12 protein-coding genes are annotated in these 14,813 nt (G+C 71.2%); 7 read left to right on the forward strand and 5 right to left on the reverse strand.

Annotated features, from left to right (window positions below):
* The first annotated feature begins 29 nt into the window (after positions 1-29).
* Positions 30-446 carry a DUF3151 domain-containing protein gene (locus ARTHRO9V_RS04180; RefSeq protein WP_056049619.1) on the forward strand — a complete coding sequence of 139 codons (417 nt, stop codon included), beginning with the start codon at positions 30-32 and terminating at the stop codon, positions 444-446.
* A 78-nt stretch (positions 447-524) separates the two neighbouring features.
* On the opposite strand, the gene ARTHRO9V_RS04185 is transcribed toward ARTHRO9V_RS04180, so the two are convergent.
* The 5 genes from ARTHRO9V_RS04185 to xylA all read right to left on the reverse strand — a co-directional run bounded on the left by ARTHRO9V_RS04185 (position 525) and on the right by xylA (position 6,483).
* Complete coding sequence (locus ARTHRO9V_RS04185; RefSeq protein ID WP_159825766.1) at positions 525-2,528, reverse strand: YhgE/Pip family protein; 2,004 nt, start codon at positions 2,526-2,528, stop codon at positions 525-527.
* A complete protein-coding gene (locus ARTHRO9V_RS04190; RefSeq protein ID WP_159825768.1) occupies positions 2,525-3,253 on the reverse strand; it encodes a hypothetical protein in 729 nt (242 codons plus the stop codon). Before ARTHRO9V_RS04190 ends, ARTHRO9V_RS04185 begins: the two co-directional genes overlap by 4 nt.
* Positions 3,250-3,942, reverse strand: coding sequence for a TetR/AcrR family transcriptional regulator (locus ARTHRO9V_RS04195; RefSeq protein WP_056049609.1), 693 nt, complete (start codon positions 3,940-3,942; stop codon positions 3,250-3,252). Before ARTHRO9V_RS04195 ends, ARTHRO9V_RS04190 begins: the two co-directional genes overlap by 4 nt.
* Positions 3,943-4,002: 60 nt before the next feature.
* Positions 4,003-5,148, reverse strand: a complete 1,146-nt coding sequence (locus ARTHRO9V_RS04200; protein WP_159825770.1) for a glycosyltransferase — start codon at positions 5,146-5,148, stop codon at positions 4,003-4,005.
* Positions 5,149-5,289: 141 nt separating this feature from the next.
* Positions 5,290-6,483 carry a xylose isomerase gene (xylA, locus tag ARTHRO9V_RS04205; protein WP_055978258.1) on the reverse strand — a complete coding sequence of 398 codons (1,194 nt, stop codon included), beginning with the start codon at positions 6,481-6,483 and terminating at the stop codon, positions 5,290-5,292.
* Positions 6,484-6,712: 229 nt separating this feature from the next.
* Between xylA and ARTHRO9V_RS04210 the strand changes: the two genes are divergently transcribed.
* The 6 genes from ARTHRO9V_RS04210 (at position 6,713) to ARTHRO9V_RS04235 (ending at position 14,714) form a co-directional block, all read left to right on the forward strand.
* Positions 6,713-7,729, forward strand: coding sequence for a LacI family DNA-binding transcriptional regulator (locus ARTHRO9V_RS04210; protein ID WP_055978259.1), 1,017 nt, complete (start codon positions 6,713-6,715; stop codon positions 7,727-7,729).
* A 133-nt stretch (positions 7,730-7,862) separates the two neighbouring features.
* Positions 7,863-9,158, forward strand: a complete 1,296-nt coding sequence (locus ARTHRO9V_RS04215) for an ABC transporter substrate-binding protein (protein WP_123570876.1) — start codon at positions 7,863-7,865, stop codon at positions 9,156-9,158.
* A gap of 2 nt (positions 9,159-9,160) precedes the next feature.
* Positions 9,161-10,159: a carbohydrate ABC transporter permease gene (locus ARTHRO9V_RS04220; RefSeq protein ID WP_082454854.1), complete on the forward strand. Its 999-nt coding sequence runs from the start codon at positions 9,161-9,163 to the stop codon at positions 10,157-10,159.
* The gene (locus tag ARTHRO9V_RS04225; protein ID WP_159825772.1) at positions 10,159-11,073 is read left to right on the forward strand and encodes a carbohydrate ABC transporter permease; all 915 of its coding nucleotides are present in this window, start codon (positions 10,159-10,161) and stop codon (positions 11,071-11,073) included. Before ARTHRO9V_RS04220 ends, ARTHRO9V_RS04225 begins: the two co-directional genes overlap by 1 nt.
* Before the next feature lie 25 nt (positions 11,074-11,098).
* Positions 11,099-13,381, forward strand: a complete 2,283-nt coding sequence (yicI, locus tag ARTHRO9V_RS04230) for an alpha-xylosidase (RefSeq protein ID WP_056049597.1) — start codon at positions 11,099-11,101, stop codon at positions 13,379-13,381.
* Positions 13,382-13,493: 112 nt separating this feature from the next.
* The gene (locus ARTHRO9V_RS04235; protein WP_159825774.1) at positions 13,494-14,714 is read left to right on the forward strand and encodes an ROK family transcriptional regulator; all 1,221 of its coding nucleotides are present in this window, start codon (positions 13,494-13,496) and stop codon (positions 14,712-14,714) included.
* Positions 14,715-14,813 lie beyond the last annotated feature (99 nt).

A 14,813-nucleotide genomic window follows, 5' to 3' on the forward strand; every position in this document is an offset into this window, starting at 1 on the left:
CCGGGACGGACGTCGGGGATGATGGGGGGATGACCGCAACGAACCTGCTCGGCGTGCCCGAGACCCGCCTGCCCGCCGAACCCGACGTCGTCGCCGACCTCGAGACGCTGACGACGGCCGAGGTCGTCGTCGCCCACCCCACGTCGTCGCTCGCCTGGGCACTGCTCAGCGACGAGGCCGACGCCCGCGGCGCCGAGCTCGAGGCCTACGCCTATGCCCGCGTCGGCTACCACCGCGGGCTCGACGCGCTGCGGAAGGCGGGGTGGCGCGGACAGGGCCCCGTGCCGTGGTCGCACGAACCCAACCGGGGCGTGCTGCGGTCCCTCTTCGCCCTCCGGCGAGGTGCGGCCGCCATCGGCGAGGTCGACGAGGTCGAACGCCTCACGACGTTCCTGCACGACGCCGACCCCGCCGTGCTCCCCACCCTCGAGACCCGCACCGACTAGCGGCGCGACTGCGCGAGGACGCAGGAGGCGCGGGTCACGCGACCCGCGCCTCCTGCGTCCTCGGCGGAAGCGGCGGTCTCAGCCGATCAGCGAGGGCCGCAGGTCGCGCATCGTGCGCGCCCGCGTCATGCGGGAGGTCGCGACCCAGGTCAGCACGAGCGCGCCGAGCAGCCAGGCCGCCAGCACGCCGGCGTCGCCCCAGGCCGCGGCCGAGCTGCCGCCGTACATCACCTGGCGCAGGCCGTCGGTGGCGTAGCTCATCGGCAGCACGAAGTGGAGGGCTGCGAGCGGGGCGGGCAGGGTCTGCCACGGGAAGGTCCCGCCGGCCGTGACGAGCTGCACGACCATCAGCACCAGGCCGAGGAACTGCCCGACGCTGCCGAGCCAGACGTTGAGCGTCATGATGATCGCCGCGAACGCCGCCGAGGCGAGGGCCATCAGCCCGATCATGCCGAGCGGGTGGGCGACCTCGAAGCCGAGCGCCTGCGTGACGATGACGTAGAGCGCGACCATCTGCACGACGCCGAGCACCACCGGGGCCAGCCAGCCGGCCAGCGAGATGCGCACGGGGGCCTTGACGGCGGTGATGGCCCGCTTCGAGATCGGCTTCACGATCAGGAACAGCGCGTACATGCCGATCCAGGCCGCGAGGCTGATGAAGAACGGTGCCAGTCCCGCGCCGTAGGTGCCGGCACTCGTGAGGGCGGCGTCCTTGACCGCGACCGGGTCGCTGATGGCGCTCGCCTGGTCGTCGCGCGTCCGGTCGGTGCTCGCGGGGATCTCGCCGAGGCCGCTCTGCAGTCCGTCGCGGAGCTGGGTGGTGCCGGTGTCGAGGCTGACGACGCCGTCGCGCAGCGAGGTGGACCCGCTGCTCAGGGTGTCGAGACCGGTCGCGAGGGTCGAGGCGCCCGTGGCGGCGCTCGCCGCGCCCGTGGCGAGTTGCGACGAGCCGGTCGCGGCCGACGAGATGCCCTGGGTCAGGGCCGGTGTGGCGGCGGCCAGGGTCGCGGCACCGGTCGAGACCTGGTCGGCCCCCGTGGCGAGCTGCCCCACCTGGGTGTTCAGCCCCTGGATCTGGGTGTTCGCGTCCTGGAGGGCGGTGGTCAGCGACTCGGTCGCGGGGGCGAAGGTCGCGGCGATCTGCTGGATCTGCTCGTCGGTGTAACCCTGCTGGCGCAGGGCTTCGGCGATCTGCTGCTGCGCCTGCTGCTGCGCGGCGGGCAGGCCGGCCGCGGCCGTCGCGCTCGTCGTGGCCGCGTCGGCCACGCCGGTGGCCAGGGCGTCATTGCCGGCCGCCACCTGGGCGGCACCGTCCGCCAGGGTCCGGGTCTGCGCGGGCAGGTCCGTCGTCTGGGTCTTCAGCGTCTGCAGTCCCGTGTCCAGCGCGGACGCCCCCGAGCTGAGCTGGCTCGTCCCGTCGGCGAGGGTGTGGGCCCCGGTCGCCGCGTCGGCCGCACCGTCGGCCAGCTGGTTCGCGCCGGCGACGGCCGAACCGGTGCCGGCGACGAGCTGGTTGGCCCCGTCGACCGCGCTGCCCAGGTTCGTGCGCACGTCGGCCAGGCCGACCAGCAGGCGGCCCGCCGCCTCCTTGCCGACCTTCTCGGTGACCGAGGCCCGGATGGTCTTCGCCGCCTGCTCGGCGATCGTGGACGAGAGGTAGCTGTTGACGTCGCTCGTCGCGAGGGTGATCTGGGCCCGCTTGGGGTCGTCGCCGCTCGCCGAGGTGAGGTCGTCGCTGAAGCCCTTCGGGATCGTGAAGGTGAAGTCGTAGGTCTGGTCGCGCAGGCCCGCCGCGGCCTGGGCGGCCGAGACGACGTGCCAGTCGAAGTCGCCGCCGTCGGTGATCTGGTCGGTGACCTCGTCGCCGTAGTTCACCGTCTCGCCGTCGACCGTGGTGCCCGCGTCGGTGTTCACGAGGGCGGCCGGGACCTGGTCGAGCTTGGCGTACGGGTCCTGGTTGGCCCAGAGGTACAGGCCGCCGTAGAGCAGCGGCACGGTCATCAGCGCGACGAGTGCCAGGCGGGCGAGCGGGGTGGCGGTGAGGCGCTGCAGCTCGGAACGGACGAGGGCGTAGATCTTCACGGCTGGTCGCTTTCGACGGAGGTGTCGGGGGTGGCGGCGACCGCGGTGTCGTCGGGGGAGGAAGGAGGGGCGGTGTCGGTCTCGGGCACGGCGTCGGTCCCGGCCGCGGCGGCCGGGGCGAACTCGGGCGTGGGCAGCGACTCGATCGTCGCGAGGGCCGCGAACCCGGTGATGGTCAACACGGTGTAGTCGCGGCCGACCATGTCGTGGACGACCGAGAGCCAGGCGGCGACGTCGCCTCCGTGCCGTTCGGGGGTGGTCACGACCAGCCCGCGCACCTCGGGGCGCAGCACCGCCAACTCGCAGAGCAGGCGGACGCGCAGCTCGGTGGGCAGGGCGCTCAGGCGGGTCCGCTCGTGCTCGTCCAGCCCGATCTCCTCGAGCAGCAGACGAGCCGAGTCCTTGTCGGCGCGGAGCCCGGCGAGGGCGAGCTCTTCGCGGGCGACCTGGACGACCGTGAGGGCCGCGAACGGTTCGGCGACGGTGGGGGTGTCGACGAGGGCGAAGGAGGCGCGGATCGCCGCGTCGTCCGCCCGACCGTCGATCGTCACCCGGCCGGTCTCGGGGCGCATGCGGCCCCCCGCGACGAGTGACGCCAGGGTGGGCGCGTTCTCGGTCTCGACCGCGACGAAGCCCGGGACCCAGCGGTCGGCGACCGCGCTCAGCCGGGGGAGTGCCGCGCCGGGACCGTCGCCGATCGCGACGTCGTGCAGTTCGAGTCTCATGCGGGTTCTCCGGTCGGGGGCATCGAGGAGGCGCCGGTCGCCGGTTCGGGAGGGAGCGCGAGTTCGGGGGCGGTCGCGACGAGGTCGCCGGCGGTGCGCCAGTCGAGGCCGACGACGCCGAGCACCGCCAGCATGACGAGCCGGTGGCCCTCGGAGCGGCTGAGCCGCTGCGTCGTGGCCTCGTCGAGCACGGACAGGGCGGCGCCCTCCACCAGGTGGGCGAGCGTGTGGGGAGCGATGTCGTCGCGCATGCGTCCGGATTCCACGCCACGACGGACGACGTCGCGGACGGTCTTCCGCAACGGGGCGAGCGCCTCGCCGACCTCGTGGGCCATCGGGCCGCGCACGGTCAGCTGCGCCATGACGCGCACGTGCTCGACCTCGGCCCAGAGTCGGGCGGCCAGGGAGGCGAGTTGCACGACCGGGTCCGCGATCGGTGCCGGTCTCGCGGCGACGCCGATGCGGGCGGCACCGCGCAGGCTGACCTCGCGCACGAGGTCGTCCCGCGTGGCGAAGTGGCCGTAGACCGAGCGTCGGGACAGGCCAGCCTCGGCCGCGATGGCCTCGAGCGACACGGACGGGTCGCGGTTGAGCAGCAGTGCCGCGGCGGAGATCAGTGCGTCGCGGTTCGCGGTGGCGTCGCGGCGTGGCGCACGGGTGGCGCGGACGGGGTCATCGGCGGCAGGCATGACCCGATCGTACGATCTTGCACACCTTTGTGCAAGTTATTTTGCCAGAGGGATCATTGGTCAGCGCGAGCGGGGCAGGGTCGCTCGCAGCGCCTCCTCGTAGGCGTCGCAGACGGACTGCCAGGTGTAGGCGTCCGCGGCACGAGCGAGTGCCGCCGCGCTGAGGCGCTCCTGCTCGGTCGGGTCGTCGAGCAGCGCGGTGACGGCGGCGGCGATGGCGGCGGGCTCGGGCGCCACCAGGGTGCCGGCTCCGTCGAGCACCTCGCGGTTGTAGACGGTGTCGCGCGCGACGACGGGCGCCCCCGCGAACATGGCCTGCACCAGCGCCGGGTTCGTGCCGCCGACGCTGTGGCCGTGGAAGTAGGCCCCGGCGTGCTGCCAGAGGGCGTGCAGACGATCGTCGTCGCTGACGTGGCCGAGCCAGGTCACGCGGTCGTTCGCCTCGGCCAGTCCGCGCACGAGCTCGTCGAGTTCGCCGCCGTAGCCGGTCGAGCCGACGATGACCACGTCGTGCCGCTCGGCGATCGAGCGGGCCGCCTCGACGAACTCGACGACGGTGTTCTCGGGGACGAAGCGCGCGACGACCAGGGCGTACCCGCGGTGTCGCTGGCCCGGCTCGACCGGCAGGTCGCGGACCGGGTCGCCGCCGTAGGGGATGAACAGGCCGTCCACGCCGAAGTCGGCCTGCCAGCGCCGGACGATCTCGCGGGCGTCGCAGATCAGCCCGTTCGCGAAGCGCGCGCTGGCCTTTGCTCCGAGACGGAACACCGTCTTCGCCGCGCGTCCCCACTTGGCACGCTCCCACTCGATGCCGTCGACGTTGACCAGCACGGGGATGCCGCGCAGCCTGAGCAAGGGCAGCCAGAAGCCGTTGGCCACGTTCATGACGAGGGCCGCGTCGGGCCGGCGCACGAGGGCGTCCAGCACGGCGGTGAGGCCGTAGCTCAGGGTGCTGAGCGATTTGCTCTCGACGCCCTTCGTCAGGCGGGAGGTGACCCGACGGTCGCGGGCGGGGTCGTCGTCGCGGGTCGACCCGTCGCGACCGTAGACCGTGACGTCCCAGCCGGCGTCGACCAGGGCGGGGGCGATCCGGCGCACCGCGGTCTCGAACCCGCCGTAGTAGCTGGGGTAGCCGCGGGTGCCGATGACGGCGACCGACGGTCGATCGGTCGCCGAACGGCGGGGGCGCAAGGGGCGGGCAGTCATCGAGGTCGATCCGTTCGGCCGGTCTTCAGAGCAATGCTCGTAATATACCGGATTCCTGCCCCCTGCTGGTGCCGCCGGGTCGGACGCCCGACCGGACGGGGCGCGTCGGCGCTCGCGATGCGAACGCCGACGCGCCGGGCTCTAGCCCCGAGCGCCCATCAGGTGCTCGAGGGCGAGCTGCTGCAACCGCACGAAGCCGTACCCGTGTCCGCCGAAGTGGGCGTCGGCGTCGAAGTCCTCGTAGGAGGCGCGGTCGGCGAGCAACTGCTCGTAGCCTTCACCGTCGGCGAGGGTGTTCACCGAGAGCTCGGCGACCTGGCTGGCGGCCAGGGCCTCCTGCACCTCGGGGTCGGCGCGGAAGGCCTGCGCGCGCTCCTTGAGGAGCAGGTACATCCGCATGTTGGCGGCCGCGGACTCCCACACACCGTCGATCGTCTCGGTACGCGAGGGCTTGTAGTCGAAGTGGCGCGGGCCGTCGTAGGTCGGTCCGCCCTGGGGCGAGCCGTGCTCGAGCAGGTCGACGAGCGAGAAGGCGTTCTGGAGGTCGCCGTGGCCGAACACGAGGTCCTGGTCGTACTTGATGCCACGCTGGCCGTTGAGGTCGATGTGGAAGAGCTTGCCCTGGTAGAGCGCCTGGGCGATGCCGGCCGTGAAGTTCAGTCCGGCCATCTGCTCGTGACCGACCTCGGGGTTCACGCCGGCCATCTCGGGGTGCTCGAGCGTCTCGATGAACGCGATCGCGTGACCGAGGGTCGGCAGCAGGATGTCGCCGCGGGGCTCGTTGGGCTTGGGTTCGATCGCGAAGCGCAGGTCGTAGCCCTTGTCGAGCACGTACTGCGAGAGCATGTCGACGCCCTCCTTGTAGCGCGAGAGGGCGGCCTGCACGTCCTTCGCGCTGTCGTACTCGGCGCCCTCGCGACCACCCCACATGACGAAGGTCTTCGCGCCGAGCTCGGCGGCGAGGTCGATGTTGCGGAGCACCTTGCGCAGGGCGAAACGTCGCACGCCGCGGTCGTTCGAGGTGAAGCCGCCGTCCTTGAAGACGGGGGCGCTGAAGAGGTTCGTGGTGACCATCGGCACGACGATCCCGGTCGCGTCGAGGGCGCCCTTCAGGCGGTCGATCTGCTTCTGGCGTTCGGCGTCGGTCGAGCCGAAGGCGAACAGGTCGTCGTCGTGGAAGGTCAGGCCGTACGCGCCGAGGCGGTCGAGGTTCTCGACGGCCTCGACGACGTCGAGCTGCGGGCGGGTCGGGCCGCCGAAGGGGTCCGAGCCGTTGTAGCCGATCGTCCAGAGGCCGAACGAGAACTTGTCTTCGCGGGTGGGGGTGGTGGACATCGGTGTCCCTTCCAGGGTCGAGCGGTCGGTCGCGTGGGGCGATCCCGCCCCGACGCGAATGTTGTGAGCCTCAACATATCCCGTCCTTCGTCGATTCGGAAGAGGTCTGGGCCATTTGTCGCGGGCTCCCACAAAAGACTTGCGCGCCCCGTCGCGGCTGACGTAGTGTCTCGACCCGCGGCAGTCGAAGCGCTTCCGCACCCGTTCGGCAACCGACAGCGAGGTCATCATGACGACGATCCACGACGTGGCCCAGGCCGCCGGTGTGTCGATCTCGACGGTCTCGTACGCCCTGTCCGGCAAGCGGTCGATCGCGGCGTCGACCCGGCAGCGGGTCACCGACGCCGTCGAGCGGCTCGGCTACCGGCCGCATGCCGGAGCCCGCATGCTCGCCGGTGCCCGGACCAACATCCTGGCGCTCAGCGCGCCGATCCGGCCCGACAACCACCAGCCCACCCAGATGCGGTTCGTCACCGCCGTCGTCGAGGCGGCCCGTCGTCGGGACTACGACGTGTTGCTCCTCGCCACCGACGACGAGGTGTCCGGCATCCGGCGCGTGGCCTCGAGCTCGCTCGTCGACGGCGTCGTCGCGATCGGCGTCGCGACCGTCGACGAGCGCGTCGACCTCGTGCGCGAACTTGACCTGCCGGCCGGGTTCATCGGCATCCCGCAGGGCGTCGACGACCTCGCCTGCATCGACCTCGACTTCGCGGCCGCAGCCGCCGAGAGCGTCGACCGTCTGGCCGACGCCGGGCACCGGACCATCGGCGTCATCGGTCACCCGGCCTCGTACGGCGAGCGCGACACCGGCTTCATCCGACGTTTCGACGACGCCTTCGCGGGCCGGGCCGACAGCCGCGGCGTCGAGACGCTGACCGTGGCGGCGGACCTCGGGCGGGCGTCGGCCGTCAGGGCGTTCGACGACCTCCGCGAGAGGCTGCCCGGCATGACCGCGCTCGTGCTGCACTGCAGCGAGCCCACCGCCGAGGCCGTCCTCCAGCGCGTCCGCCGCCTCGGGCTCGAGATCCCCCGCGACCTCTCGGTGCTGGCGGCCTGTGCCAGCTACCCCGCCGACGAGTTCGAGCCGGCCCTCGACACCATCCCGCTGCCGATCGACGAGATGTGCTCGCGGGCGGTCGGGGCCGCCTTCGAGCGGATCGACGGTCGTCTCGACACGGGCGTCGAGTTGATCGCGCCCACCTACCTGGCGAAGGGCTCGGTCTCCGGGCCGGCCCGCGCCTCCTGAACCCCCACCGACCGCACCACCGCACCACCGCACCACCGCACCACCGTCATCCGACGGCCAGATCACATCGCTTCACGCCGATCGTCGAAACGCTTCGACGATCGGCACGGGGCCTCTACGAGGAGGTAGACACATGAAGAAACGACGCATCGTCGCCGTCGGGGCGGCCCTCGCGGCCACCGCGGCGCTGCTGACCGGGTGCTCGGCAGGCAGCTCGGGGTCGTCCGACCCCGACGTGCTGAAGCTCTGGCACTTCGAGAGCGAGACCAGCGCCATGGGCATCGCCTGGGACCAGGCCATCACGACCTTCGAGGAAGAGACGGGTGCGAAGGTCGAGTTCGAGGAGAAGAGCTTCGAGCAGATCCGCTCGACCGCGAGCCAGGTGCTCAACTCGAACGAGGCGCCCGACATCCTCGAGTACAACAAGGGCAACGCCACGGCGGGCCTGCTCGCGAGCCAGGGGCTGCTCGCGAACCTCGACGACGCCGTCGACGAGTACGGCTGGGACGACGACCTCGCCCCGTCGATCGCCACGACTTCGAAGTACGACGAGAAGGGCGTCATGGGCTCGGGTAGCTGGTACGGCATCCCGAACTACGGCGAGTACGTCGAGGTGTTCTACAACAAGGACGCCTTCGCCGAGCAGGGCATCGCGGTGCCCACGACGTACGACGAGTTCGAGACGGCCCTGCAGACCTTCGCCGACGCCGGCATCACGCCGCTCGCCGAGGCCGGTGGCGAGTACCCGCTCGGGCAGTTGTTCTACCAGCTGGCCCTCTCCAAGGCCGACCGTTCGTTCGTCGACGACTACCAGCTCTACGAGGGCGACGTCGACTGGCAGGGCCCCGAGCTGACCTACGCCGCCGACAAGCTGAAGGAGTACGTCGACAACGGCTGGATCTCGAAGGACGTCACCGGCATCAAGGCCGAGGACATGGGCACGACCTTCATGAGCGGCGGGGCGCCGATCATGGTCTCCGGCAGCTGGTGGGCCGGGCGGGTCGCCGACGAGGCGACCTTCGACTGGGGCACGTTCCTGTTCCCCGGCAGCGACATGGCACCCGGGTCGGGCGGCAACCTCTGGGTCGTCCCCGAGAACGCGGCCAACAAGGACCTCGCGTACGAGTTCATCGACATCACGATGCGCCCCGAGATCCAGAACCTCATCGGCAACAACGGCGGCGTGCCGGTCAAGGCCGACCCGGCCGACATCACCGACCCGAAGAGCCAGGAGCTGATCGCGAACTTCAACACCCTGCTCGACCGTGACGGCCTGGCGTTCTACCCGGACTGGCCCACGCCGACCTTCTACGACCAGCTGGTCGCCGGCACCCAGGAGCTCGTCAACGGCACCGCCACGCCGGACGAGATGCTCACCACCCTGGGCGACCAGTACCAGAGCGGCGTCGACGACATCACCGGGAAGTGACCGTGACCTCCCTCGACACCCGCCCCGGTGCCAGGGAGGCGCGCCCCCGTCGCGAGGGCCGACGCACGTCGTCGGCCCTCCCGCCGGAGGAGAGCCTCCTGCCCGGAGCCCGCCGCGCGGGCTTCTGGCTGTACCTGATCCCCGGCTTCGTCCTGTTCGCGGTCGTGATCCTGGTCCCGCTGATCTGGAACGTCTACCTCAGCTTCACCGACTACCGGGGCATCCGCCCGCCGACCTGGGCGGGGCTCGACAACTGGCGCGAGCTGATGAGCGACGACCGCTTCTGGACGTCCTTCCTCAACAGCGTCTTCCTCATCATCGCCATGGTGGTGGTCCCCACCGTGCTGGGCCTCCTGCTCGCCGCGATGCTGTTCGACCTGATCGGTCGGAAGTTCGGCGGGCGTCTGGCGTCGTTCCTGCGGGCGACCTACTACCTGCCGCAGATCCTGCCCGTGGCGATCGCCGCGATCGTCATCGGTTGGATCCTCCGACCCGAGAACGGTGCGCTCAACACCGTCCTCGACGCGGTGGGGCTGGGCGCCCTGCAGCACAACTGGCTCGGCAGCCCCGACACCGCGCTGCTCAGCATCATGGTGGTGATGGTCTGGGTGCAGCTCGGCTATCCCGTCGTCATCTTCATGGCCGCACTGCAACGGGTCGACCCCGAGCTCTACGAGGCCGCCGAACTCGACGGCGCCGGCTGGTTCCAGCGGTTCCGGGCGATCACGGTGAGCATCATCCGCCCCGAGATCTTCGTCGTCGTGCTGACCTGCACGATCGCCGCGCTGAAGGTGTTCGGACCGATCTACGCCCTGACCCGCGGCGGCCCCGGCGACTCGACGATCGTGCCGAGCTACTACGCGTACAGCGAGTTCTTCCAGAGCCAGCAGGTCGGCTACGGCGCGACCATCGCGACGGCGCTGACGCTCGTCATCGTCGTCATCACCATCTTCTTCATCCGGGCACAGAACCGGGTCGAACGAGCAGAGAGGGAACGCTGATGGCCACGACCGTCGTGCCGCCGGTGAAAGACGACCGCATCCGTCCCGCGGTGCCCAGCCCGCGCCTCCCGAAGGCCACGCGCCGGAAGAAGAAACGAACGGCCACCGACTGGCTGATCCTCGCCGCGGCGATCGCCTTCGGCGTGCTGATCGCCCTGCCGTTCCTGTTGATCTTGGTCAACTCGTTCAAGTCGCCCGCCGACTACACGACCGGAGGCCCGCTCAGCCTGCCGACGTCGCTGTACTTCGACGGCCTCGTCGACTTCTGGAACCGCGTCGAGTTCCCGGCGAAGCTCTGGAACAGCTTCGTGATCGCCGGGCTGGTGGCCCTGTTCGCCGTGGTCATCTCGGTGTTCAACGCCTACGCGCTCGGCATCGGCCGGGTGCGCGGTCGCACCTGGATCATCGTGCTGTTCCTGCTCGCGAACATGCTGCCCCAGGAGGCCCTGCTCTACCCGCTGTACTTCATGTTCAAGCAGGTGGGCCTCTACGACAACATCTGGGCGGTCATCATCATCTTCACGGTGATCCAGAGCGCCTTCGGCACCTACCTGCTCTCGAGCGTGTACGGCACGTTCCCGAAAGAGGTCCTCGAGGCGGCGTCGCTCGACGGGGCGAGTCGGTGGCAGATCCTCTGGCGGGTCATCGTGCCGATCAGTCGGCCGACCCTGTCGGTGCTCGCGATCTTCTTCTTCATCTGGACGTGGAACGAGTTCCTCATCCCGCTCACCTTCCTGGTGTCCAACGGCAACCAGACGGTCCCCGTCGCCATCACCGCCCTGCAGGGCGACCGGCTGATGGACGTCACCACGACGAGCGCGTCGGCCCTGCTCGGGTTGATCCCCACGCTCGTCTTCTTCCTGATCTTCCAGCGCACCCTGACCCGCGGCATCACGGCCGGCGCGGTCAAGTGACGCGTTCCACCCCGAAAGGCTCCACATGAAGTTCACCGACGGTTTCTGGCAGATCCGCCCGGGGGTCGAGTCCCTCTTCGCCCAGGAGGCCCACGACGTCGAGCCCCGGGCGGACGGACGCTCGATCGAGGTCACCGCACCCACCAAGGTGATCGGCTCGCGGGGTGACACCCTCAACCGCCCGACGCTCACGATCGCGCTGAGTTCGCCGATGGAGGGCGTGATCGCCGTCGACGTCACGCACTTCGCCGGTGGTCGTGACGAGATCGGGTTCGACCTGGTGGGCTCCGAGGGCGGCCCCGCCGGAGTCGGGGTCGTCGAGACGAGCGAAGGAGGCGCGACCCTGACCTCGGGACGCCTCACGGCCACGGTCGGTCGCGGGGCACCGTTCGAGCTGACGTTCCGCGACGGCGACACCGTGCTTACCCGGTCGGGCCACAAGTCGGTCGGCTACCACCGGGTCGCCGCGGACGCCCAGGTCGACGGGGCGATGCTCGGCAACGCCCGGGCCGGCACCGGACGCGTCCTCGCGCCGAGCTACGTCTCGCAGCAACTCTCGCTGGGCGTCGGCGAGCTCGTCTACGGCCTCGGCGAGCGGTTCGGTCCGCTGGTCAAGAACGGCCAGACGGTCGACGTGTGGAACGCCGACGGGGGCACGTCGAGCGAGCAGGCCTACAAGAACGTCCCGTTCTACGTCACGAACCGCGGATACGGCGTCCTGGTCGACCACCCGGGTCACGTCTCGTACGAGATCGGCTCCGAGTCGGTCGAGCGGGTGCAGTTCTCAGTGGCGGGCGAGACCCTGCGCTACCTGGTGATCGCCGGCCCGACGCCCGCCGACGTGCTCGACCGGTACACGCGCCTGACCGGTCGGCCGGCCCACGTGCCGGCCTGGTCGTATGGCCTCTGGTTGTCGACGTCGTTCACGACCGACTACGACGAGGCGACGGTCACGGGCTTCGTCGACGAGATGGCCCGCCGCGACATGCCGATCAGCGTGTTCCACTTTGACTGCTTCTGGATGCGCGAGTTCCAGTGGTGCGACTTCGAGTGGGACCCCCGCGTGTTCCCCGACCCCGAGGGCATGCTCGCCCGGCTGCACGAGCGCGACCTGCGCGTCTGCGTCTGGATCAACCCGTACATCGGTCAGCGCTCGGCGCTGTTCCGCGAGGCGGCCGAGGCCGGTTACCTCGTGCGGAACCCCGACGGCAGCGTCTGGCAGTGGGACCTCTGGCAGGCCGGCATGGGCCTGGTCGACTTCACGAACCCCGAGGCGACGGCCTGGTTCCAGGGGCACCTGCGTCGGCTGCAGGCCCAGGGGGTCGACGCGTTCAAGACCGACTTCGGCGAGCGCATCCCCACCGACGTCGTCTGGCACGACGGCTCCGACCCCGAGCGCATGCACAACTGGTACACGCAGCTCTACAACCAGGCGGTCTTCGAGGTGCTCGAGGAGGTGCGCGGCGAGGGCGACGCCGTCGTCTTCGCCCGCTCGGCGACGACGGGTGGTCAGGCGCTTCCCGTGCACTGGGGTGGCGACTCGACGTCCACCTTCGAGTCGATGGCCGAGACCCTCCGCGGCGGACTGTCCCTGGCCATGAGCGGCTTCTCGTTCTGGAGCCACGACATCGGCGGCTTCGAGGGGACTCCCGACGCCGAGGTCTACAAGCGGTGGACGGCCTTCGGCCTGTTGTCGAGCCACAGCCGGTTCCACGGCAGCTCGTCGTACCGGGTGCCGTGGGCCTTCGACGACGAGGCCGTCGAGGTCACCCGCCGCTTCACGAAGCTGAAGCTGTCCCTCATGCCCTACCTCTACGCCGCCGGGCTCGCGTCGTCGCGCTCGGGACTGCCGGTCATGCGTCCGATGGCCCTGGCCTTCCCCGGCGACCGCGGCGCCGCCCACGTCGACACGCAGTACCTGCTCGGAGACGACCTGCTGGTCGCACCGGTCTTCTCAGCCGACGGCACCGTAGAGGTCTACCTGCCGGCCGGGCGCTGGACGAACTGGTTCACCGGTGAGGTCGTCGACGCGGGGTCCGGGGCGTGGCGCACCGAGCGACACGACGTCATGAGCCTGCCGCTCTACGTGCGCGAGGGGGCGGTGATCCCGGTCGGCGCGCGGGACGACCGGCCCGACCACGACTACCTCGACGGTCTCGTGCTGAGGGTGTTCCCCGGGGGTGACGGCACCCGCTCGATCACGGTGACCACGCCCACCGGCGAGTCCGCCGACTTCGTCGTCACGCGGTCAGGAGGCGCGGTGTCGGTCGACACCGCCGCCACCGGCTGGCGGGTCGACGAGGTCTGACGCCGGGGCCGGGGCCGGGGCCGGCGGGCGACTCAGGCACCGGGCGGCGTGGCGTCCTCGACGCGCCGCCCGGCGAGGTCGAGGTAGCCTCGACCGACGAAGGGGCGCGGGCGTGACGACTCAGCAGGGCGACGGTGAGGGCGCAGCGGCTCCCGACCTCGGTGCGCGGTTCGACCGGGTCCGGCGGGACAACCTCGCGACGGTGCTCGGCATCGTCCACACCGACGGGGCCGCGTCGCGGTCGGCCCTCACCCAGGCGACCGGGCTCAACCGGTCGACGATCGCGGCGCTCGTGGGTGAACTCGTCGACCGGGGACTCGTCGTCGAGACCGACCCGGTCGGCACCAACCGGGTCGGGCGGCCCAGCCCGGTCGTGGCGCCGGACCCCCGTGTCGTCGCGATCGCGGTCAACCCCGAGATCGACGCCGTCACGGTCGGCGTGGTCGGGCTCGACGGCGTCGTGCAGCATCGAGTCCGTCGCGAGACCGACGGGGTGCCCAGCGCGCCCCGGGCCGCGGCGCTCGCCGCTGAGGTGATCGCCGGGCTGCGCTCCGGCGCGCTGTCTCCCGACGTGCGGGTGCTCGGGGTGGGTCTCGCGGTCCCCGGGCTGGTCGGGTCCGACGGGGGAGTCGTGCGGCTCGCCCCGCACCTCGGGTGGATCGACGAGCCGTTCGCGGCCGTCGTGGCGTCCGCGACCGGCCTGCCGACCCGCGCGGCCAACGACGCGTCGCTCGGTGCGATCGCCGAGGGCCGCTTCGGGGCCGGGCGGGGCGTCGACGACCTCGTGTTCCTGAACGGCGGTGCGAGTGGTGTCGGCGGGGGAGTCCTCATCGGTGGCGGTCCGGTGACCGGCGTGGGGGGTTTTGCCGGCGAGATCGGGCACACCCTCGTCAACTCCGTCGGCGAGCTCTGCCACTGCGGCGCCGTGGGGTGCCTCGAGACCGAGGTCGGTCAGGCCCGGTTGCTCGCCGTCACCGGACTCGACCGTGGTCAGGCCGACCAGCTGGACGCGGCGCTCGCCGGCGCCGAGCCCGGGTCGCCCGTGGCCGTCGAGGTGCGGCGTCAGATCGACTTCCTGGCCGTGGCCCTGCGAGGCGTCGTGAACTCGTTCAACCCGGCGCTGATCGTGCTCGGCGGCTTCCTCGGATCGCTGCACGCGGCCGACCCCGGCCGTCTGGCCGAGCGGGTCCGCGGTCAGTCCCTGCCCGGCGCCCGCGACGACGTGCGGATCACCCGCGCCGCCCTCGGCGTGGACCGGCTGACGATCGGAGCGGCCGAACTGGCCTTCGCCGCCGTCTTGGCCGACCCTGCGTCCGTGACCCGCGCCTCCTGACGTCGTCCTCGTGGCGTTCGACCCGCCACGAAGTGAACGACCCGCCACGCAATCGGGTGGCGGGTTGCTTACCTCGTGGCGGGTCGAACGCCACGAGGA

It is taken from the genome of Frigoribacterium sp. 9N (assembly GCF_902506305.1).
Classification (GTDB): Bacteria; Actinomycetota; Actinomycetes; order Actinomycetales; family Microbacteriaceae; genus Frigoribacterium.

Excerpts from the sequence above, each read along its gene's own strand:
- ARTHRO9V_RS04195 (WP_056049609.1), bottom strand. The coding sequence starts at position 3,942 with ATGCCTGCCGCCGATGACCCCGTCCGCGCCACCCGTGCGCCACGCCGC.
- ARTHRO9V_RS04210 (WP_055978259.1), top strand. The coding sequence starts at position 6,713 with ATGACGACGATCCACGACGTGGCCCAGGCCGCCGGTGTGTCGATCTCG.
- ARTHRO9V_RS04180 (WP_056049619.1), top strand. The coding sequence starts at position 30 with ATGACCGCAACGAACCTGCTCGGCGTGCCCGAGACCCGCCTGCCCGCC.
- ARTHRO9V_RS04190 (WP_159825768.1), bottom strand. The coding sequence starts at position 3,253 with ATGAGACTCGAACTGCACGACGTCGCGATCGGCGACGGTCCCGGCGCG.
- ARTHRO9V_RS04225 (WP_159825772.1), top strand. The coding sequence starts at position 10,159 with ATGGCCACGACCGTCGTGCCGCCGGTGAAAGACGACCGCATCCGTCCC.
- xylA (WP_055978258.1), bottom strand. The coding sequence starts at position 6,483 with ATGTCCACCACCCCCACCCGCGAAGACAAGTTCTCGTTCGGCCTCTGG.
- yicI (WP_056049597.1), top strand. The coding sequence starts at position 11,099 with ATGAAGTTCACCGACGGTTTCTGGCAGATCCGCCCGGGGGTCGAGTCC.
- ARTHRO9V_RS04200 (WP_159825770.1), bottom strand. The coding sequence starts at position 5,148 with ATGACTGCCCGCCCCTTGCGCCCCCGCCGTTCGGCGACCGATCGACCG.
- ARTHRO9V_RS04215 (WP_123570876.1), top strand. The coding sequence starts at position 7,863 with ATGAAGAAACGACGCATCGTCGCCGTCGGGGCGGCCCTCGCGGCCACC.